Origin of the sequence: Brevibacillus laterosporus (assembly GCA_007833815.1) — a bacterium.
In the GTDB taxonomy this organism is placed as follows: domain Bacteria; phylum Bacillota; class Bacilli; order Brevibacillales; family Brevibacillaceae; genus Brevibacillus_B; species Brevibacillus_B laterosporus_D.
In genome coordinates, this window is the sequence record CP033464.1 from 5,469,683 (window position 1) to 5,490,028 (window position 20,346).

Annotated in this window: 22 protein-coding genes; 6 read left to right on the forward strand and 16 right to left on the reverse strand. The window is 41.6% G+C overall.

Annotation, left to right across the window (positions count from 1 at the left end):
* The first annotated feature begins 17 nt into the window (after positions 1 to 17).
* Complete coding sequence (locus EEL30_26785; protein QDX95557.1) at positions 18 to 704, forward strand: ATP-binding cassette domain-containing protein; 687 nt, start codon at positions 18 to 20, stop codon at positions 702 to 704.
* Positions 705 to 779: 75 nt separating this feature from the next.
* On the opposite strand, the gene EEL30_26790 is transcribed toward EEL30_26785, so the two are convergent.
* The 5 genes from EEL30_26790 to EEL30_26810 form a co-directional block, all read right to left on the reverse strand.
* Entirely contained in the window at positions 780 to 1,727 is a 948-nt protein-coding gene (locus tag EEL30_26790; GenBank protein ID QDX95558.1) for an HD domain-containing protein, read from the reverse strand.
* Between the two features lie 2 nt (positions 1,728 to 1,729).
* Positions 1,730 to 2,209: a DUF1232 domain-containing protein gene (locus tag EEL30_26795; GenBank protein QDX95559.1), complete on the reverse strand. Its 480-nt coding sequence runs from the start codon at positions 2,207 to 2,209 to the stop codon at positions 1,730 to 1,732.
* The gene (locus EEL30_26800; protein QDX95560.1) at positions 2,202 to 2,828 is read right to left on the reverse strand and encodes a DedA family protein; all 627 of its coding nucleotides are present in this window, start codon (positions 2,826 to 2,828) and stop codon (positions 2,202 to 2,204) included. Before EEL30_26800 ends, EEL30_26795 begins: the two co-directional genes overlap by 8 nt.
* A 221-nt stretch (positions 2,829 to 3,049) precedes the next feature.
* Complete coding sequence (locus EEL30_26805) at positions 3,050 to 3,289, reverse strand: hypothetical protein (protein QDX95561.1); 240 nt, start codon at positions 3,287 to 3,289, stop codon at positions 3,050 to 3,052.
* A 420-nt stretch (positions 3,290 to 3,709) separates the two neighbouring features.
* Positions 3,710 to 4,075, reverse strand: coding sequence for a PspC domain-containing protein (locus EEL30_26810; GenBank protein ID QDX95562.1), 366 nt, complete (start codon positions 4,073 to 4,075; stop codon positions 3,710 to 3,712).
* Between the two features lie 121 nt (positions 4,076 to 4,196).
* Between EEL30_26810 and EEL30_26815 the strand changes: the two genes are divergently transcribed.
* Entirely contained in the window at positions 4,197 to 4,565 is a 369-nt protein-coding gene (locus tag EEL30_26815) for a hypothetical protein (protein ID QDX95563.1), read from the forward strand.
* A 134-nt stretch (positions 4,566 to 4,699) separates the two neighbouring features.
* Here the strand turns inward: EEL30_26815 and EEL30_26820 are convergent, their stop codons facing one another.
* A complete protein-coding gene (locus EEL30_26820) occupies positions 4,700 to 5,260 on the reverse strand; it encodes a GbsR/MarR family transcriptional regulator (GenBank protein ID QDX95564.1) in 561 nt (186 codons plus the stop codon).
* 285 nt (positions 5,261 to 5,545) lie between these two features.
* On the opposite strand from EEL30_26820, the gene EEL30_26825 reads away from it, so the two are divergent.
* From EEL30_26825 to EEL30_26840, 4 genes are all read left to right on the forward strand, one after another.
* The gene (locus tag EEL30_26825) at positions 5,546 to 6,742 is read left to right on the forward strand and encodes a glycine betaine/L-proline ABC transporter ATP-binding protein (protein QDX95565.1); all 1,197 of its coding nucleotides are present in this window, start codon (positions 5,546 to 5,548) and stop codon (positions 6,740 to 6,742) included.
* Complete coding sequence (locus EEL30_26830; GenBank protein ID QDX95566.1) at positions 6,742 to 8,478, forward strand: ABC transporter permease subunit; 1,737 nt, start codon at positions 6,742 to 6,744, stop codon at positions 8,476 to 8,478. Before EEL30_26825 ends, EEL30_26830 begins: the two co-directional genes overlap by 1 nt.
* An 88-nt stretch (positions 8,479 to 8,566) precedes the next feature.
* The gene (locus EEL30_26835; protein ID QDX95567.1) at positions 8,567 to 9,244 is read left to right on the forward strand and encodes a transposase; all 678 of its coding nucleotides are present in this window, start codon (positions 8,567 to 8,569) and stop codon (positions 9,242 to 9,244) included.
* A complete protein-coding gene (locus tag EEL30_26840) occupies positions 9,232 to 10,119 on the forward strand; it encodes an IS3 family transposase (GenBank protein QDX95568.1) in 888 nt (295 codons plus the stop codon). Before EEL30_26835 ends, EEL30_26840 begins: the two co-directional genes overlap by 13 nt.
* Positions 10,120 to 10,190: 71 nt before the next feature.
* Here the strand turns inward: EEL30_26840 and EEL30_26845 are convergent, their stop codons facing one another.
* The 10 genes from EEL30_26845 to EEL30_26890 form a co-directional block, all read right to left on the reverse strand.
* Entirely contained in the window at positions 10,191 to 10,808 is a 618-nt protein-coding gene (locus tag EEL30_26845) for a flavin reductase family protein (protein ID QDX95569.1), read from the reverse strand.
* A gap of 19 nt (positions 10,809 to 10,827) precedes the next feature.
* The gene (locus EEL30_26850; protein ID QDX95570.1) at positions 10,828 to 11,991 is read right to left on the reverse strand and encodes a homogentisate 1,2-dioxygenase; all 1,164 of its coding nucleotides are present in this window, start codon (positions 11,989 to 11,991) and stop codon (positions 10,828 to 10,830) included.
* A gap of 15 nt (positions 11,992 to 12,006) precedes the next feature.
* Complete coding sequence (locus EEL30_26855; protein QDX95571.1) at positions 12,007 to 12,960, reverse strand: fumarylacetoacetate hydrolase family protein; 954 nt, start codon at positions 12,958 to 12,960, stop codon at positions 12,007 to 12,009.
* Positions 12,961 to 13,180: 220 nt separating this feature from the next.
* Entirely contained in the window at positions 13,181 to 13,522 is a 342-nt protein-coding gene (locus EEL30_26860) for a DUF3870 domain-containing protein (GenBank protein ID QDX95572.1), read from the reverse strand.
* 55 nt (positions 13,523 to 13,577) lie between these two features.
* Positions 13,578 to 14,471, reverse strand: coding sequence for an RluA family pseudouridine synthase (locus tag EEL30_26865; protein ID QDX95573.1), 894 nt, complete (start codon positions 14,469 to 14,471; stop codon positions 13,578 to 13,580).
* 121 nt (positions 14,472 to 14,592) lie between these two features.
* Positions 14,593 to 15,504, reverse strand: a complete 912-nt coding sequence (locus EEL30_26870; GenBank protein QDX95574.1) for an ABC transporter permease — start codon at positions 15,502 to 15,504, stop codon at positions 14,593 to 14,595.
* A 13-nt stretch (positions 15,505 to 15,517) separates the two neighbouring features.
* Complete coding sequence (locus tag EEL30_26875) at positions 15,518 to 16,483, reverse strand: ABC transporter permease (protein QDX95575.1); 966 nt, start codon at positions 16,481 to 16,483, stop codon at positions 15,518 to 15,520.
* A 29-nt stretch (positions 16,484 to 16,512) separates the two neighbouring features.
* Positions 16,513 to 18,240 (reverse strand): oligopeptide ABC transporter substrate-binding protein, encoded by a 1,728-nt coding sequence (locus EEL30_26880; protein ID QDX95576.1) that lies wholly within the window; start codon positions 18,238 to 18,240, stop codon positions 16,513 to 16,515.
* A 42-nt stretch (positions 18,241 to 18,282) separates the two neighbouring features.
* Entirely contained in the window at positions 18,283 to 19,278 is a 996-nt protein-coding gene (locus EEL30_26885) for a dipeptide ABC transporter ATP-binding protein (protein ID QDX95577.1), read from the reverse strand.
* The gene (locus EEL30_26890) at positions 19,275 to 20,294 is read right to left on the reverse strand and encodes an ABC transporter ATP-binding protein (protein ID QDX95578.1); all 1,020 of its coding nucleotides are present in this window, start codon (positions 20,292 to 20,294) and stop codon (positions 19,275 to 19,277) included. The genes EEL30_26885 and EEL30_26890 overlap by 4 nt, the downstream gene beginning before the upstream one ends.
* Positions 20,295 to 20,346: the final 52 nt, after the last annotated feature.

Genomic DNA, 20,346 nt, shown 5'->3' on the forward strand with positions numbered 1-20,346 from the left:
GTAGATGAGGTATTTCTATGCTCCAAGTCCAAATCATGAAAACACGTGTGCATTTTGCGTTAGAAGCATCATTTGTTGTTCATAACGAGATTGTCGTCCTGTTCGGTCAATCTGGTTCAGGAAAAACCAGTATCTTGGAATGTATTGCTGGCTTGCTCACGCCAGATGCAGCTCAGATCACACTACATGGACAAGATTTATGCACTCCAATAGGTAGCGTACCTCCCCAAAAACGAAATATCGGCTATGTCTTTCAGGATTACGCTTTGTTTCCTCATATGACTGTCGAAAAAAATATTTTGTACGGTATCCATTCCAGAAAACAGGAGGTAGATACGTCCTTCTTGCAGGAAATATGCGAAACACTCGGTATTCGTCATCTTTTGCAAAGCTATCCGAGTAAAATCTCAGGTGGGGAAAAGCAACGTGTTGCCTTAGCTCGCGCTCTTGCAATCAAACCAGATTTGTTGCTTTTAGATGAACCCCTATCAGCCCTTGATCCTGTAACAAGAGCAGAGTGTCAGGATGAGCTGCTACGCTTGCATCAGCTCTGGAACATACCCGTCTTATTAGTCACTCATGACGAATCAGAAGCATACAAGCTAGGAAACAGAATCCTACGCTTACGGATGGGGAGGATAGAGGAAGAAGTGCGAGTACGCCCACTTCCTCACCTTGCTTCCACTACACACAAAAAAAGCTGACGTATGGAGCAACCCACGTCAGCTTTTTTCATACACATAATCTGCCTTATATTCAAAATTGTACGTTATGGTGACCTAAAATCCTCTCCATACCTTCCTCTTTAACACAGGCGCATAATGCCATTCTTGCTCTTCTGGCATCTCTTGTAAGGTGTTGCCTAGCGCATTCATTTTACTATCGATTTGATCAAGATAATGGAAAATGACAGCGGTTGGAGTTTTACCGGAAACAGCGCTTCCCCATCCCATTTCCAAGTCACCATGATGGCTTAAAATGCAATGCTTCAAATGCAAAACTTCACTATCATCTAATGGAATAACTAGGTCCGAACATGCCTGCGTCACCATTTCTACTCCCATAACTAAATGACCAATCAACTGCCCAGGCGTCGTATATTCAGGTGCCACCGGGTCTGATAACTCATACAATTTTCCGATATCATGCAAGATGCAAGTCGTAAGGAGCACATCATGATCTACCTGTGGATAGAGCGGTAATAAGCGTTTGCCCAAATCTAATAAGGAGACAACATGCTCCAATAAACCTGAGTAGTAGTGATGATGCATTCGTACACCAGCAGGGAAAGAACGCATCCGTTCATAAACGTCTTCTTTTCCGATCAGATGCGAGATGATGGCGCGAAGTGTTGGACTTTGAATATCGGAAATATGACTTTCCAGCTTAGCCCACAATTCATCTGTAGCATATTTGGAAGTAGGGACTAGTGATTCCATCAAAACCTCGTCTGCAGGAGTGGCATGGCGTACACGTTGAATGACCAACTGCTTTTTACCACGATACATCTGCACCTGAGCATCAATTTTAACGATAGATTTTACTTGAAGGTTTTCTTTTAATTCATCCGTTACATCCCAAATCTTTGCTGGCAAACTACCAGATCGATCACCAATTTCTAAATTCATATATTCACTCTGGTTACTAGCTACACCAATTTCTCTACTTTTAACGAGACAAAAGGCAATTACGCGTTCTCCCTCCACATAATCAGCCAAAAATTTCATAACTAATTCTCCTTTGTTTTATGGAAAAGGAGAGCCTCAATCTTTTTCAAGATCTTGGTCCCTACTAAATCATCCGCTTTCTGAATGACATCCGTAATTACCTGTAGTAGATCATCTTTTCCATTCCAGTGCTCTTGTACAATGACTTGCTCGGTGCTAATTAAAATTTTGCGCAGGGCATATACGGATAAGACAATGTCATCTAGATAACCAATAGGTCCCGTTAGCATTTCAGGAATCAAATCTACTGGCGAAATAAAATAGGCAACGACAAATGCGGCTGTAGCCTTGGATCCAGTAGGAACACGCTTGTCCACCATCAATCTGGCCAAAAGGACAAATAGATCAGGTGCAAGTAAAATATACTGAGTAGAATCCTCCGGCATGCCTTTGCTACGAATGAACTTCTCCACTTTTTCTCTTAGCTTATCATAAAATCGTTGATGATTTTTTGACAACAGCATGATTTGATCATCATTCATTCGGCTTTCCTCCCGCTCTTTTTCTGCAAATACGCTGATAAACATATACCACAAGAACCACTACGACAAAAGCGAGTAGAATCCATATGGTCACTTTTTTAACAGCTAGTTGGAATACTCTCTCCCAGCTCTCACCTAAAATGAGCCCCAAACTAACAAACAAAGCGGTCCAAAATGCCCCTCCCGCATAAGCTAAAATAGCAAACGTGCGAAAACGCAACTCTGTAATTCCAGCAAAGTAGGCAGTATACTGACGAATCCCCGGCAAAAAATAGCCGATGGGAATAGCCCACTTTCCAAACCGTTGAAACCATTCCTCTGTCTTTTTATACACTCGATATCCTTTTTCAAAAGGCTTCAAGCGCTTTTCTATAAATGGATGTCCCAATTTAAAACCAATCCAATAAGCTGCCGTCATTGCACTAATGGAGCCTAGATAGCAGACTAAAAATGTAGGTAGAAAATGCAGATCTCCTCTAGATACTAAAAATCCAGAAAAAACCAGCAGAGTCTCCTCAGGTACAGGCAATCCTATCAAACCAAAAAAGAATAGTCCATATAGAGCAAAATAACCATATTGTGATATATATCCGCCAAAATGATTAATAAATTCTTCCATCCTGGTCTTCCCTTTCCTTTCTTTATCTATCGTGCTAAATCAATAATAGGAGGTGCAGGTAATCTTTATCTATCCAATATGACGTCCTTCGCCACCATTGGTTGCATACAAATGCACGTGTGCTCTCGTATAAATTGGGCTATAACAATGGTATAGGAATTTATCCTATGCTACAAAAAGAAAGGACCCACGCTTCAATTTGCGTTGGTCCCGTTTCTCGTTTATTCCGCTTTTTGGTCGCGAGCAAATGCATTGCGTTCACGAAGAACTTTCATAATTTCGCTAACCGTATGTTTGTTATAAATCATTGTCATAACATGTTCAACGTCTTCTTTTTTCAGACCAGTCGCGACTAGACTTTCTTTTAAAAGAACGTCGTTGTTGCGACGGAAATAGGATTGCAACGTTCGCAATACACGCCCTTCAAAGTGCGTCTTTAACAATAGTTCAGTCGTTGACATTAACTTCCACCTCATCCTACAGTATAGAAACTATTATCTCCCAAACTGCCCAAGGAATCAACCTTCTGTCCATAACCTTATGTATTGCCAGCTTTAGACAGTAAATATACTCCTTACAACCCCAAAAGAGGCGCCATCATTCCTTGCGCCTCTTTTGCAAGTCACTATTTACCTGTAACTGATGGACATGTTGTCAGCATTGCTTCTAACACCTGGACATCATCTTCAAGACCACGAATATCTTCTTCCAGCATCTTAAGCAGATGTTTCTTATCTCGAAGCACTTTTCGTGTTTGGTCCAAGCGTTCTTTCATATCAAAAACGCCGATATACACTACCGTTTCCCTCCCTATGTAAGATCCAACGAACCACCTTACATCATATGCAACGACAGCATATTGTTTCCATTTTCTTTTCCAATCAGGACTGATATTTTTCTAGTTCCGCACGTAATCGTTTAATTTCTTGGCGCATCGCTGCTTTTTCTAATCGTTCCATTTCTTGATCTAGACCTTTATCGCACCCTGTTTTTTCATAAAATGGTTCTTGATAAAAACCTGAGGCAAATTCAGGCTGTGGGCGTTGATAACGTGCTTGTTCCCATATCGGCTCCTTTGGCATGATGAAAGCAAGTAAGAAGTACAACAATATTGGTACTCCTGTAAAAAAAGTGACAACCGCTGTAATCAAACGGAGCAAAGTCGCATCAATTCCCAGATAAGCAGCGAATCCGCCACATACCCCAGATATTTTTTTATCAGATTGGGATCGATAGATACGATTCATAATAGACGCATCCCCTCTCAATATATGTGCATGTTCTTGATAATACTAGGATACCGAAAAAGTGTACTGTACAAAACTGGCTGGAGTGGGATTTTTCCTCCGTCTATAGGCGGAGACAGGCTTGCATAAAAAGGATCAGGTTGCTCACGCTATTGATGAGGTGATCAATGTGATGAAGTCAAAATCAATAATCCTTTTGCTCATTAGCACTGTAGGATTGCTTTCTATAGCTGGTTGTGGCGGGAACCGTGCAAATCGTATACAAAGCATGCCAACTACCTTTAATCCGCATGTCTATTTTTTACAAAGTCATCCACAAACAGCGACAAATGAAGATAACTTTACTCCATACGGCATGCCGGTAAATTCCGGAAGTGGAACAGATTATGATCTGTTCATTAGGCCAGATTCCGTGTCTAATTATGGAGGATTTTTCGGGAAAAAACAAATCGTTCCGACCAATAATACAAATGTTCCCTATCGAAAGTAATTGATCGATAAAGTAAAAAGGTTTCTTACAAATGTTTCTAAACAAGCAATATATGGGTATAAATATCTAGTATTTTTTTCAGAGCAAACAAAAAACGCTAAGGACTCCCTCAGCGCTACACTTGTTTTGTAGAATTACTCTTCCTCCTTAGGCAGGAAAGCAAAAATGTCACCTGTTTCAAAGGAACGGATCAATTTCTCTAACCACTTATAATAAGAGAGTGCATGTTGCATTTTAAGCATGTCACCCTTAATTACGTTGTTGGCGTGAGGATCATCTCCGTACTTATCTAACAGGATTTGTAGTTCTCTGAGGGACTTGTGCAAATGATGCACATTGCTTTCCAGTGATTTGCGCCAGCGAATGGAAAAGTAATCACCCAGATTTTGATGCCAATCTGGTTCTGTTTCATAAAGATCTTTGCGAGAACCTTTGCTCCAAACTTTGTTGACCATTTTGAGATCCATCAGGGTTCGCATTCCGGTGCTCATGCTGGTTTTGCTCATCCCCATCTTTTGACCCATTTCGTCAAGAGTGACTGGTCCTTGTGAAAAGTACATCATGCCATACAGATGACCAACCGATTGCGTCACTCCAAATAAATCCATGTTTTTACCAACCGTTTCAATCATGCGATGGCGCGTTTTTTGAACGGCAACCTGAAGCTCTTCAGGAAGTCCTTCAAATTCATCCATTTTTGTTTACCTCCTAGGACAGGTCAAACTTCATCTTTCATTATATCGATTTTATTGTAGGAGGCAACCATATCCCAGTAAAGGACTGGGTATAGGTGAAATTTTACGAAAAATGAAGTATACTGTACATAAAGTGCGTAAAGTTTTTTCTGTACGTACTTGATCAAGTTATTTCCTGTTTGCTCATGTTCATACATTTTTCATACACTTACCGGAGCATTTGTTTATCAAATCGAACGTTTTCTCTGGGAGCAAAAGAAATTACCAGAAGAAAGGAGTGTCTTCATGCCAATTATTGAAGTCAAAAATTTAACAAAGGTATTTGGACGTGATCCAAAAAAAGTAATACCTCTGCTCAAAGAGGGATGGACGAAAGAAAAAATCCTCAGAGAGACAAAAATGACTGTGGGGGTAAATCAAGCTTCGTTTTCCATAGAGGCTGGAGAAATATTCGTCATAATGGGGCTGTCCGGCAGTGGTAAATCCACGTTAGTACGACTTTTGAATCGTCTAATTGAACCGACAGATGGCCATGTGTTTATTAATGGGAAGGATATCGTTTCCTTAAATCATGAGGATCTACGGGATGTACGCCGTAAAAATATCACAATGGTTTTCCAAAAATTTGCTCTTTTTCCACATCGTACTGTATTAGAGAATGTGGAATATGGTCTGGAAGTATCCGGCATTCCCAAAGCAGAGCGACATGAAAAAGCAATGGAATGCTTGGAATTGGTTGGTTTAAAAGGATGGGAAAATTCTTTACCTGATCAGCTTAGTGGTGGGATGCAACAACGTGTCGGTCTTGCTCGTGGCTTAGCTAATGATCCTGACGTTTTATTGATGGATGAAGCATTCAGTGCCCTTGATCCTTTGATACGCAAAGAGATGCAAGATGAACTATTGGAATTGCAGACAAAAATGAAAAAAACCATTATTTTTATCACGCATGATTTAGATGAAGCATTACGGATTGGTGACCGTATTGCCTTAATGAAGGATGGAAATGTCGTCCAGGTTGGAACACCGGAAGAAATTTTGACCAACCCGGCTAATAAATATGTAGAACGTTTTGTGGAAGACGTTGACTTGTCAAAGGTACTCACAGCTACTCACGTTATGAAACGCGCCGAAACCATTACATTAGAACGCGGACCACGTGTTGCTTTGCAGTTTATGCAAGAACGCGGGGTATCTACTTTATATGTGGTAGACACACAAAAACGTTTGTTAGGCGCCATTACAGCTGATGATGCCGTACAAGCCGTTAGAGAAGGTAAGAAGCTAGCGGATATCTTAATTAAAGAAGAGCTTCCTACTGTTCCCCCTGATACTGTACTCAATGATCTTTTTGATATCGTAAGCTCCACCCGAGTACCTGTAGCAGTGGTAGATGACGTAAATCGATTGCAGGGAATTATTATTCGCGGAGCCGTATTAGCCGCACTCTCAGGCAACACAGAAGGCGGTGAAACAGTGTAATGAATATGACTAAAATTCCTTTAGGCTCATGGATTGAATCATTAGAAGCCTGGTTCGATGCTTCTTTTGGCCCTTTATTTGCACTGATTAGCGCAATTATCGGCGGATTAGTTAGCGGTTTTGAGTGGCTATTTATTAATATTCCTGCTCTGCTCTTTATCGTCTTGTTCTCCCTGATTATTTATCTGGTAGCACGTTGGAAAATGGCCCTATTCTCTGTACTTGGTTTACTTCTCATCTATAACCTTGGCTATTGGCCACAGACCATGATGACCTTAGCACAAGTTTTGACAGCCGCCATGATCTCCATCTTCCTTGGTGTCCCGATTGGGATTTGGTGCGCGAAGAAAAATACGGTTCAAAATATCGTCACGCCTATTCTAGATTTCATGCAGACCATGCCAGCATTCGTCTATCTGTTGCCAGCGGTTACGTTCTTTTCATTAGGCGTGGTACCAGGTGTTATCGCTTCTGTTATCTTTGCGATTCCCCCAACGATTCGTCTAACGAATTTAGGGATTCGCCAAGTACCCGAAGACTTGGTGGAAGCAGCAGATGCATTTGGCTCTACACCTATGCAAAAACTAATTAAACTACAATTCCCATTAGCAATACCTTCCATCATGGCCGGGATTAATCAGACCATTATGCTATCGTTATCCATGGTTGTCATCTCATCCATGATCGGTGCACAAGGTTTAGGTTCTGATGTTTATCGTGCCGTTACACAAACCAAAACAGGAGTGGGCTTTGAAGCCGGGATTGCGGTTGTTATTCTAGCCATTATTTTGGATCGCTTTTCTCAAACATTAATTAAAGGACGAGAAAAGAAATCAGCCAAAGCTGCCCCGAAGTATCGGACGCCGTTAATTTTGGCCTCAGTCGCTATTTTGATTATCTCTAGTATTGCTAGTGGAATAGCTAGTAATGGTGGCAACACGAAAAACATTACCCTTTCTTATGTAGCATGGGATTCTGAAATTGCCAGTACACATGTAGTAAAACAAGTCTTAGAACAAAAACTAGGTTATCAGGTTAACATGTTACAAGTTGAAGCAGGTCCTATGTGGACAGGTGTCGCTACAAAAAGTGCAGATGCCCTTGTTGCCGCTTGGTTACCAAAAACACATGCGAGCTTCTACGCTAAAAACAAAGACCATGTAGAGGATTTAGGAGCTAATCTTGAAGGTACACGACTTGGTCTAGTTGTTCCTGAATATATGGATATTACCTCTATTGGGGACCTAAGACGCCCTGATATAAAAGATGCCACAAAAGCAACGATCATTGGAATTGAACCTGGGGCTGGTCTGATGTCAGCAGCTAATAAAATGTTAGAGGATTATCAACTGACAGATTGGACTCTGATGGAGGCTTCATCCGCAGCAATGGCAACCGAGCTACAAAAAGCGTATAGCCAACAGAAACCAATTGTTGTAACTGGATGGACGCCACACTGGATGTTCGCCAAAATGAAATTAAAGTATCTAGACGATCCCAAAAAATCATTGGGGGAAGATGAACAAATTCACACGATTGCCCGCTTAGGGTTACAAGAAGACTTACCAGATGCCTATCAATTCCTGCGCCAGTTTAAATGGACACCTGATGATATGGCCCAAGTAATGATCCGCATTCAGGAAGGTATTGAGCCAGATGATGCTGCCAAGGAATGGATTTCTGCCCATCCAGATAAGGTAGATCAATGGCTAACAGGCATTGAATACAAGAAGTAAAGAAAAAAGGCGTCCTCTCATGTGATATGCTCCCCTAAAGGTAGACAGGTGAAATAATAAAACCTGTTACTGTGAGGGGAGCTTTTTCATGCCTAAAGTACAATATGGTGCGCCAGAGAAATTCGCCATCCTACAAGAAGTTGAAAGTGGCCAGTTGGGTCTTATGGCTACAGTTAAAAAATACGGGATTAACAAATCAACCTTAGCGAAATGGCGAGGTCGTTATGAAGTGTATGGATACGAAGGGTTAGAGGTTCGAACCCACAATAGAAGTTATTCTGCGGAACTAAAGCTTCAAGCGGTGAGGGATTATCTCTATGGGGGATTGTCACAATATCAGACCATCGATAAGTACAAGATAGCCAGCCGAACACAACTCTCCAACTGGGTAAAGAAGTATAATGGTCATAGCAGCTTAAAAACCTATACAGGGGGAGTGAAAGCTATGACGAAAGGTCGATCTACAACTTGGCAGGAGAGGATTGATATTGTTCTTTATTGTCTTACCCATCATCATGACTATCAAAAGACAGCGGAGCAGTACCAGGTCTCCTACCAACAAGTGTACCAATGGGTAAAGAAGTATGAAAATGACGGTCAGGATGCTTTACAGGATGGGCGGGGAAGAAAAAAAGCGCTTGAGGAGTTAACCGAAGCGGATCGCCAAAAGTTCGCAATGAAAAAGCTGGAGTATGAAAATGAGCGGCTTCGAGCAGAGAATGCTTTCTTAAAAAAGTTACAGGAAATCGAAAGGTGGCGACGTTAAGCCAATATCGGCAGGAGAATGTCTACCTTGCCATTCAAGCTGTTTGGCAAGAAGAACAATGTAGCGTGCAGGTATTGTGTGAAATCGCAAAGATTTCACGGTCAAGCTATTACAAATGGCTCAATCGCAAAACCAGTTCTCGTGAACTGGAAAATCAACAACTCACTGATGCCATGCTCTCGTTATACGAGAAGGTTGATGGCATCTACGGGTACCGTCGGTTAACCCTCCATTTGCGCCGCCAGACCCAGCGACGGATCAATCATAAGCGAATACAACGCCTTATGAAGAAAAGAGGAATCCAATCGGTGATCCGCAGAAAGAGAAAAAAATATGCGCGTTCAGCTCCACAGCAAGTTGCTGAGAATCTGTTAAATCGTAAGTTTTATGCGAAAACACCGAATGAGAAGTGGGTAACCGATATAACGGAATTCAAGTACGGAAGTGGCCAGAAGGCCTATTTAAGTGCTATCTTAGACCTTCATGATAACTCGATTGTCTCCTATGTTTTAGGCCATTCCAATAACAATAGCCTTGTGTTTAAAACAGTGAATTTGGCCTTGCAAGCGGTACCAGGAAGTAAGCCTATGCTTCATAGTGATCGAGGTTTTCAATATACCTCTTTCAGGTTCAAAAAGTTATTTGCCGACAAACTAACCCACAGCATGTCCCGAGTTGGCAGGTGTATTGATAACGGTCCAATAGAAGCGTTCTGGGGAACCCTTAAATGTGAGAAGTATTATTTGCATTCATATAGTACCTTCGAGGAACTTAAGAAAGACATTGATGACTACATGTACTTTTACAATAACGACCGATTACAGGTAAAACTAAACAGCCTTAGTCCAATGGAATACAGAACTAAGGCTGCTTAACTGTTTTTTATTTTTTGTACTGTCTACTTGACAGGGTGCAGTTCAATGTGAGGATGCCTTTTTTCTTTTGACTATTTCTCTGGATCATGCACAGGTCGTGGATGGTCGAACATATCGCCTAACGTGGCATACGTATGTCCAGCTAAGCGGCTAACTGGAGCAAATTTTTCAGCATCTATTTTACCACTAAAGTAGATGTCATCATCAATATGCACATGAACAACCTCTCCAATGATTAAATCAGAAGCGGCTGGCTCACCTAAGGTAACGATCTGATGTAGCTCGCACTCAAAATGGATTCGAGATAATGCCAATCTCGGTACCTTTACCGCTTTGGAAGGGAGCACATCAAGTTTTAGCGCCTCTACTTCACTTTGATCAGCTGGAAAGTCAGCCGAAGTTTCATTTACAAACGCAACATTATGCACATCTACCATGTTAATGACAAACTCTCCTATTTCAGAGATATTTCGAGCTGTATCCTTCATTACCTGTCCCGGTTTACGCGAAACAGAAATGGAAATCATCATCGGGTCAATGCAAGCAACGTTAAAATAGCTAAACGGGGCTGCATTTACCAATCCTGACTGATTGTGCGATGTAACCCAGGCAATGGGACGCGGAATAATGCCACCTATTAGTAATTTATATTTTTCTTGTCTCTCTAAATCGCTTATTCGTAACTCCACACGCCATGCCTCCTTTTACCTATTCTTTTACAGGTAACCAGCTATACATATAAGCTGTATCCTCTACAGCAAGAGCCTGTTTTGTTGCTTTTAACGGACGGAACGTATCTAGCATGACCGCCAACTCTTTCGTCTCTTTTTTACCAATACTTGCTTCAATCTTCCCTGGATGCGGCCCATGCGGAATACCCATTGGATGTAGGGTTATGGAGCCTTCTACCACACCTTTACGACTCATAAAGTTACCATCTACATAATACAGCACTTCATCACTCTCTACATTGCTGTGGTAATACGGTGCTGGAATAGCCTGCGGATGATAATCATATAAACGAGGAACGAATGAACAAATCACAAAATTCTGACCAGCAAACGTTTGATGAACTGGAGGCGGCTGATGCACACGACCGGTTATTGGTTCAAAATCATGAATGCTCAGCGCATATGGGAACAAATAACCATCCCATCCAACAACATCAAAAGGATGAAAGTCAAACGTATAACTAAATAATGTTTGTTTTTGTTTTACTCGAACTTCAAAGTTTCCTTCTTCCACATGTGTTTCCAATCGTTCTGGCAAACGCATATCCCGCTCACAAAATGGAGAATGTTCCAACAATTGACCATGTTCATTTCGATAACGCTTTGGTGGAACAATTTCATTTTGAGATTCAATAATAAGGAAACGAGTCTCTTCCGTTGATGGTTCAATCCGATAGGTCGTACCAATAGGAATGACCAAATAATCTCCAGGTCGATACGTAATTGTACCAAAAATGGTTTGGAGTTCTCCCTCGCCCTGATGAACGAATACTACTTCGTCACCTTCCGAATTACGATAATAATAATCCATTCTTTCAGTTGGTGAACAGACAGCCATGACCACGTCATCATTTCCCAGCAAATAGCGACGACCAAGGATAGGGTCTCCCCCCTTTGGCGTATCAAAGCTTAAAAAATGCTGATGACGTAACTCCTCTCGCTCCACATATTCCATATTAATTGTAGCAAATTTCTTTACTTCCGTCACTTGTGTAGGAGGATTGTGATGATACAAGATGGACTGAATCCCAGAGAAACCCTTTGTTCCCATTAACTGCTCACGGTACAACTCACCATTTGGCTTGAAAAATGTGGTATGACGTTTGTGTGGCACTTCGCCCATCTTTGCGTAAAATGGCATAAAATATTCCTCCCCTTATTTTTCCTTAATGGTATTTCGCAATGTTCCTAAATGATCAATTTCCAATTCAACTACATCTCCTGGTTGTAGCCAGTCACGTAGCTCACCACCACCTATTTCTAACAAGCACCCACTACCTACCGTACCCGAACCAATTACATCCCCGGGATACAAATAACAATCTTCGGAAGCACGAGCAATCATTTGTGCGAACGTATAGTAGATATCAATAAAGTTCCCCCGTGAATACTGCTCCCCATTTATTCGCGCCGTCATTTGTAAATCATAACGATTTCCTTTTAATGATGGGATAAGACGACCTTGCAACTCATCAACAGTGACTAGCCACGGACCTGAAGAAGTTGCAAAATCTTTGGCCTTAGCAGGACCAAGCCCTATCTTCACTTCTTCACGTTGAATATCGCGCGCACTCCAATCATTTAGAATCATAAATCCCGCGATATACTCATCCGCCTTTTCTATTGGTATATCTATTCCTTCTTTACTGATGACACAAGCAATCTCTAATTCATAATCAAGTGATTTCGTATGCTTGGGACTAGTGATACCAGCTTCCGTCCCAACAAACACAGCTGGATTAGAAAAATAAAAGACGGGAATCTGATACCATTCAGGCACCATCTCTAAATTACGACGCTCCCGGCACGTCTTCACATGCTGCTCAAAGGCATAAAAATCCCGAAAACTAGGGGGACGTGGGATAGGAGCACCTAGCTGTACCTCTTCCAAAGAAATTAAATCACAGCCCTCTATTTGCTGTTGTTCCTCAAGTAAACGTGGGTACCATCTATTCCATTCGTCTAACAAGCCCTGCATGGCTGATGGAGCTCCTTTCATTGCATTAGCTACATCAATGACTCCCTCCCCTACATACAAACCTGCCCGCCATTCTGCTTGATTTCTTGTTGGTGTAAGCTTTTCTTTTCGTTGATAACTAACTAATTTCATGACGTCCCTCCTAAATCATGCATGAACGAAAAAAACCAGTTGCACATAAAGCCACACAAGAAACGCAAAAGGAATACTCCTTTCGAGTCAACGTTTGCATGACAGTATGAGCAACTGGTTCATGTCTACTTATTGAGAAAAAATCTTCTTAGGATTTATTCCCCATAAACACCCAGTGTCACTCTGCTATCTTTTTACATAATCATGACATCTGTGACAATTACTGCTTTCCTTCCAAATACCGATCCAGTGCGGAGCGGAGCGCTTGTAATACGGTCCCCTGTGTTGGTACCAAGGCACGTTTGCGGATGTTGGCTTGCAACTTATCCCATTCTGATGGCAAGCACAATCCAATTACTAAGCCACGAATAAATTCTTCATTTAATCCCATTAAAAAAGTAAATGATGCATCAACCACTTGGTCGGTTCGACTATCAATCACTAGCGAACAGGCAAACATCTTTTGAGTATCTGTTAAAGGTGTTCCCTTAGGTAATTGAGCAAATCCAGTGGCTAAGATATAAGCATCATCGGTATAACGAGGCAGGGGCGCATTCTCCATGATCCCTTCCCCCTCCTTCTTTCATAATAAATCAAACGCTCCACTTTGACCAGAACTATTCTGAACATTCTATGATTTTCTGCATATCTCCTGGTAATGGTTCCGTCAAACATATTTCCTCACCTGTTCGTGGATGATTGAATCTGAGTTCAAAGGCATGTAACGCCTGTCTTGAAATGAACTCACGTCTTCCTCCATATAGATCATCCCCAAGCAACGGATAGCCTAGATAGCTCATGTGAACACGTATCTGATGAGTTCGTCCTGTTTCTAATTGTAGCTGGATATGACTCATGTTATCAGTGCTGTGCAAAACTTGATAGTGTGTCACCGCCTGCTGTCCATCCGGGCGAACTTCACGTTCTACAATGGAACCCTCCCTACGACCAATAGGTGCGTCAACTACACCATGTTGCGGGGTTACACATCCATGAACAATAGCTTGGTAGCGTCGCTTCAAGCTCCGATCTTTTTGCATGCGTGAGAATCGGTCATGTGCCCACTGATTTTTAGCAATAATAATTAACCCAGTCGTATCCTTATCCAATCTGCTCACAGGACGAAATTTACGACGTTCTCCTTTTTGCTGCCAGTAATGTACAACACCATTTGCCAAGGTTCCCGATACGTGCATACCGGTTGGATGAACTACTATTCCAGGAGGCTTAGCCAACACCAAAACATCCTCGTCTTCATACCGAATCTGTAAGTCCATTGGCTCGGGCTGAAGGGTTTCAGACTCTTCCTCATCCATCCAGATGGTAATAATATCTCCTGCTTCTACAATTCTTGTTACGAAAGCAAGCTCTCCATTTATCTGTATTTCCCCACTGAATTTAGCTCGAATCAATAATTTACGGGATATCTCGTAATCTTTTTGCAGAACCTCTCGTAAACTTCGACCTGCTTGTTTCTCACTTGCATGAAAACGTAATAACAACTCTTTCATATTTATATCCTCGCTCTGAGAAATGATTACCGTTAGTATAGCACAAAAGCCCTTCTCACTCTGGTCCTCTAAAAGAGAAACAGCGCAAGAAGGGCTTTCGTCTACTATATTTGTGTAAATGCTAGCGAAGTGATTTTGGATTAAAAGCGTCTTTTAAACCTTCACCTACAAAGTTAATCGCTAGAATGGTCATCGTAATGCAAGCACCTGCCGGTAACCAAATCCACCATTGTTGCTCAATTACTTCTGGAGAAACCGCATCTGACATGATATTCCCCCACGAAGGTACATTAGAAGGAACGCCAAATCCTAAAAAGCTAAGCCCTGTCTCTACTACAATCATGGAAGCCAGCAAATAAACCCCTTGTACAATGATGGTAGAGATAACATTGGGTAAAATATGCTTGATAATAACTTGAGCTGGTTTACATCCAATCGAAACAGCACTATGCACATACTCATTCTCTTTTTCTGCTAAAATCTTTCCGCGTACCATCCTAGCTGTCGACCCCCAGCTCAGTACACTGACCACTGTAATAAGTGTCAACACACCCGAAGCCGTAAAGACTGAGTTCAGTACGATAACAAAAATGAGAAACGGGAATGTAATAATAAAATCCGTAAAACGCATAAGTAAACTATCCACCAATCCGCCAAAATAACCAGCCACAGCCCCTATCAGGGTACCGAAGACTACGACGAACAGGGTAATGGAGAGACCGATTGTGAGTGATATTTGTCCACCAAACAAAAGGCGTGTATAAACGTCTCGCCCACCTTTATCTGTACCTAACCAATGCTCAGAACTAGGTGCTTGGTTCAAATTACGGATATCAATCTTAATCGGATCATAATGGGTTAAAAAATCGGCTAAAAAGCAGATCAGAAAAATCAATACTAAAAAAATCATACTAGAGATGGCTAGCTTATTATTTGTAAACTTGCGCATTCCGATAGCCCAAGGAGAAGTTCCTCTACGCTTCATCTGATGTACAGAAGCTTCTGGACTGTTGGTTATTGTTACGGGTTCCATAACTCTTTCCTCCCTATTTCAATCGTATCCGAGGATCAACGACACTGTACAACCAATCCGCGATTAGATTACCTAATAACGCCATAAAGGTTAATAGCATGGTGATCGACATAACGACAGAATAATCTCGGTTGCTGACGGAGTTAATAAAGAGTTGTCCCAATCCAGGATAGGTAAAAATGGTTTCGACTATTACCGCTCCCCCGAGTAGGTTACCAATATCAAGTCCTAGAAATGTTACCATCGGGATAAGAGAGTTGCGCAAAATATGCTTGTTATAAATAGCTGATTCGCCTGTACCTTTTGCCATAGCTGTACGCACATAATCCTTACCGCTACCTTCAATAATGTCATTGCGTAAAAACTGTGTATAGGCAGCTGTATTAAATAGACCAAGCACAGCAGCTGGTAAGATCGTATGTCCTAATTTGCTCAAATAGTAAGATAAGGTTCCCTGATCTACATCCACACCGATAGAACCGCTGGCAGGGACCCATCCCAACAGAATCGCAAATACATAAATACATACAATAGCAGCAAAGAACGATGGAATGGCATATCCAATATAGTTGAGTGCCACAATGATATTATCTGTCCATGTGAAAGGACGCCGAGCAGCAATCATGCCCATCACCAAAGCGCCTAGATAAGTAAAAAACAACGACATAATCATCAGCAATACCGTATTAGGTAAACGTTCGCCAATTAGCTGAGTAACCGGCATTTTATGATTGAACGAGTCACCTAAATCCCCCTGCAGAAAACCACTAACCCAACGACCATATTGTACAGGAATCGGATCGTTAAATCCGAGCGATTCCCGCATTTTTGCTATATATTCAGGATTAGCATTATTAGGGTCAATCTTCCCCGAAAGGGCGTCCCCTGGCATTAATTTTGCCAGGGTGAACACCGCAATGGAGATCAGGATCAAAATCGGAATCATGGAAAAAAATCTCCGCAGCGCAAACGCAACCATTCGTACACTCCCCTTGTTCTAAAGCTGTATTAGTTAGTAACCCACCATTTATGTGTATCTACCTGATTGGTAAAGGAGTTGGTGTGTACGCCTTGTAGACGTTTGTTGATAGCAGTAATATCCTTACGAGCATGCATGATAATCATCGGTACTTCTTCATTCACAAGTTTTTGCCACTTGTAGTAAACCTCTTTGCGATAATTTTCATCAAAAGCCTTTTCACTAATACCCTCTTCGATCAATTTGTCAGATTCCGCATTCACCCAACGAGGATAATTCCAGAGATCATCTACTTTCCATAATCCTGTTGGATCAGGATCACTTGCCAAGGACCACGCACCAGCAAACACCTCAACGCTAGGCTCATCTTTTTCTACTGTTCTGTAGAACAAGTTAAATTCTTTCAACGCTCCACCATTTAACTTTGCATCCAAGCCTACATCTTTCCAGAATTGCATTACAGCTTGTGCGCGTGGCTCCGCAGTCTCATCACGTGTCATTGCATCATAGTTAATTGTGAATTTCTTACCTTGAGGATCTTCACGTAGCCCATCCCCAGTAACATCTTTATATCCAGCCTCATCCAGCAATTGCTTTGCTTTCTCAGGATTATATTCGTACGCATTAATTTGATCAGCCGGAACCTTTGCCCAGCTCACTGGTGGCATTGGTGTGTTAAGTGGTTCAGCTTTACCATTTTCAAATGCATCAGCCAACGCTTTGCGATCCAACGCATAGGCCATCGCTTGACGTAACCGCTTATCTGCAAACTTCGGTTTATCCATGACATTTATCTTTTTATTTTCATCCCAATGACCCAACTTAAATCCAATATAGCTATAAGCTAACTCATCTTCTTCTTTCAACACCAAATTATCATTTTTTGCTACCTCTTTAGCTTGAGAACGCGGAATTGCCATAATGTCAACTTCGCCTTTTTTCAATAAGCTATTTGATAACTTGCCATCAATGACTTTATATACAACACCATCCAAGTGTGGTTTGCCTTGCCAGTAATCGTCAAAGCGCTCTAATTCAACAAACTCACCTGGTTGAATTTTTTTCACTTTAAATGGTCCAAGACCGATCGGTTGCTGACGAACTTTCGGTGAATTTGGTAGGTCTTTTACAGAAATGCCGGCATAATATTTTTTCGGCATTGGATTTGACCAAATGTTATCTAAGAAATTAACCATAGGTTTTTTAATTTTGACTTCAATATTATAGGGATCAATAATTTTTACACCAGAAATGGTTTTTGCAGTCCCTTTATTATATTCATCCATTCCTACAATCATATTTACATTGGAATAACGCGATCCTTTATAATCTTTATGTCCAATCACTTCAAAGGCATATAACCAGTCCTCTACTGTTAGCTCATCACCGTTGTGCCATTTAACACCCTTTTTAAAGGTAAACGTGTAGGTTAAATGGTCAGGACTTTCCTTCCATTCAGCGATTTTAGGATAGGCTTTCAAATCGTCTCCTGTATCTAACAATGGATCCATCATAAAGCGCAGGATACGATCATCGTCATCACCCTCATAAAAGCCACGTTCCAATAAGCCTTGAAACGGACTTTCATAGGCATAGGTAACCTTTCCGCCATCTTTAGGTTGCTGCTCAGTGGTAGTCGCTGAAGGTGTTGACTCATTTTGTTTGGTTTGTGGTGTATCCGCTGGTTTAGAACACCCTACTACACCCATCGATAATGCTAAGAAAGCTGATAAAACAACCGTATTTTTCTTTTTCATGTAATAATCCCCCTTACTATGATCTTATTGAAATGAGAATGACTAATATAAATGGCAAGCAACCTGATGTCCTACACTCACCTCCTTCAAGAGCGGTTTTATCTCTTTACACTCCTGCTTCACATAGGGACAGCGAAGATGGAAGGCACAACCAGCAGGTGGCTTTTCAGGTGAAGGTACATCTCCTTGCAAAATGATTCGCTCTCGGTTAAATCTAGCCCGCGGATCGGGCACAGGAATTGTAGATAGCAACGCTTGCGTGTACGGATGCAATGGCTCTTTATACAAGCTGTGCTTATCGGTTACTTCAACCAATCGCCCGAGATACATGACCCCTATACGATCGCTGATATGTTTAACAACACTTAAGTTATGAGCAATAAACAGATAGGATAATTTAAACTCTTCTTGCAAATCCTGCAATAGATTCAATACTTGGGATTGAACCGATACATCTAGAGCAGAGACGGGCTCGTCTGCCAAAATTAATTTAGGTTTTAGCGCGAGAGCTCTGGCAATTCCAATCCGTTGACGTTGACCACCAGAGAACTCATGAGGATATTTAAAATAAGCCTCTTCTGGTAATCCAACTCGTGTAAGAAGTTCCATAACCTCAGCTTTTACATCTTTTTCCACTCGATTGGTATAATTACGGATTGGTTCAGCTACCAAGTGGCCTACCATCATTTTGGGATTTAACGAAGCATACGGATCTTGGAAAACCATTTGCATATTTTGGCGCGTATCCCGTAGCTGAGTTCCATTAATACTAGTAATATCTTTTCCTTCAAAGTGAATACTACCGGCTGTCGGATCAGTTAAGCGTAAAATGGTTCGTCCCGCTGTCGATTTTCCACAGCCTGATTCCCCTACTAGTCCTAACGTTTCTCCATCTCTTAGCACAAATGAAATATCGTCAACTGCCTTCACTTCACCGATTTGCCGCCTAAATAAACCGCCTGTGATGGGATAATATTTTTTGAGGTTCTTGACCTCCAACAAGGTCTTCGTTTTTGTATGAGCAGTGGTTTGGTTCATAGCGACGCCTCCGCGATTTCGTTAGGTTTGCTTTGGGGATAGAGTAGGCAACGCACTTTATGTGAATCACCAATATCGCCTAGCTCTGGCGAGACCGCGGTGCACTCTGGCATAACCTTCGGACAGCGGGAAGCAAATCTGCATCCAACCCTTGGCATGTTGACCAAAGATGGCACAATCCCCTTAATGGAATACAGTCGCTCTTTATCTTCATCCAATTTCGGAATCGATTCTAACAACAGCTGCAGGTAGGGATGCTTTGGCTCATAAAAAATTTGTTCCACATTGCCTTGCTCAACAATTTTGCCTGCATACATCACCATTACTTCATCTGCCATTTCAGCTACTACTCCTAAATCATGTGTGATCAGCATGACGGACATCCCACTCTTGGATTGGATGTCGCGTAAAAGCTCTAGAATCTGTGCTTGAATCGTTACATCCAAAGCAGTAGTAGGTTCATCGGCAATCAATAGCTTGGGTTGACAAGCAATGGCCATGGCGATCATAACACGCTGCCTCATCCCTCCGGAAAGTTGATGAGGATATTGGTCTACCAGTTTTTCCGGGCGTGGGATGCCAACATGTGAAAGCAATTCGATGGACCGACTTCTCGCTTCATTTTTCGAAATTTTCAGATGATTAAACAAAACCTCTTCTAGCTGGAATCCAATAGTAAACACGGGATTAAGTGCTGTCATTGGTTCCTGAAAGATCATTCCTATCTCTTTACCGCGTATTTTATTCAATTCATCTGCTGTCAGTCCCACTACATTTTTATTTTGGAAAAAAATGCTCCCGTTCGCCACTTTTCCTGTTTCTTTAGGTAACAATCCCATGATAGATAAAGACATGACGCTTTTTCCGCAACCTGATTCTCCAACGATACAAATCACTTTGCCAGTCTCAACCGAAAAGGATACACCGTCAACCGCATTGTAAAATTGTTTGTTAATACGGAAGCCAGCTTCTAAGTTAGAGATCTCCAGCAATGGTTCTGTCTGCTTTTTCTCCATACGTCACCTGCTTTGCGCGAGTAGTAAAATAAATTGTGTGATAAATTTAAAT

Coding starts and splice junctions, on each gene's coding strand:
- EEL30_26785 (QDX95557.1), top strand. CDS start 18: ATGCTCCAAGTCCAAATCATGAAAACACGTGTGCATTTTGCGTTAGAA.
- EEL30_26790 (QDX95558.1), bottom strand. CDS start 1,727: ATGAAATTTTTGGCTGATTATGTGGAGGGAGAACGCGTAATTGCCTTT.
- EEL30_26795 (QDX95559.1), bottom strand. CDS start 2,209: ATGAATGATGATCAAATCATGCTGTTGTCAAAAAATCATCAACGATTT.
- EEL30_26800 (QDX95560.1), bottom strand. CDS start 2,828: ATGGAAGAATTTATTAATCATTTTGGCGGATATATATCACAATATGGT.
- EEL30_26805 (QDX95561.1), bottom strand. CDS start 3,289: ATGTCAACGACTGAACTATTGTTAAAGACGCACTTTGAAGGGCGTGTA.
- EEL30_26810 (QDX95562.1), bottom strand. CDS start 4,075: ATGAATCGTATCTATCGATCCCAATCTGATAAAAAAATATCTGGGGTA.
- EEL30_26820 (QDX95564.1), bottom strand. CDS start 5,260: ATGGATGAATTTGAAGGACTTCCTGAAGAGCTTCAGGTTGCCGTTCAA.
- EEL30_26825 (QDX95565.1), top strand. CDS start 5,546: ATGCCAATTATTGAAGTCAAAAATTTAACAAAGGTATTTGGACGTGAT.
- EEL30_26830 (QDX95566.1), top strand. CDS start 6,742: ATGAATATGACTAAAATTCCTTTAGGCTCATGGATTGAATCATTAGAA.
- EEL30_26835 (QDX95567.1), top strand. CDS start 8,567: ATGCCTAAAGTACAATATGGTGCGCCAGAGAAATTCGCCATCCTACAA.
- EEL30_26850 (QDX95570.1), bottom strand. CDS start 11,991: ATGCCATTTTACGCAAAGATGGGCGAAGTGCCACACAAACGTCATACC.
- EEL30_26855 (QDX95571.1), bottom strand. CDS start 12,960: ATGAAATTAGTTAGTTATCAACGAAAAGAAAAGCTTACACCAACAAGA.
- EEL30_26860 (QDX95572.1), bottom strand. CDS start 13,522: ATGGAGAATGCGCCCCTGCCTCGTTATACCGATGATGCTTATATCTTA.
- EEL30_26865 (QDX95573.1), bottom strand. CDS start 14,471: ATGAAAGAGTTGTTATTACGTTTTCATGCAAGTGAGAAACAAGCAGGT.
- EEL30_26870 (QDX95574.1), bottom strand. CDS start 15,504: ATGGAACCCGTAACAATAACCAACAGTCCAGAAGCTTCTGTACATCAG.
- EEL30_26875 (QDX95575.1), bottom strand. CDS start 16,483: ATGGTTGCGTTTGCGCTGCGGAGATTTTTTTCCATGATTCCGATTTTG.
- EEL30_26880 (QDX95576.1), bottom strand. CDS start 18,240: ATGAAAAAGAAAAATACGGTTGTTTTATCAGCTTTCTTAGCATTATCG.
- EEL30_26885 (QDX95577.1), bottom strand. CDS start 19,278: ATGAACCAAACCACTGCTCATACAAAAACGAAGACCTTGTTGGAGGTC.
- EEL30_26890 (QDX95578.1), bottom strand. CDS start 20,294: ATGGAGAAAAAGCAGACAGAACCATTGCTGGAGATCTCTAACTTAGAA.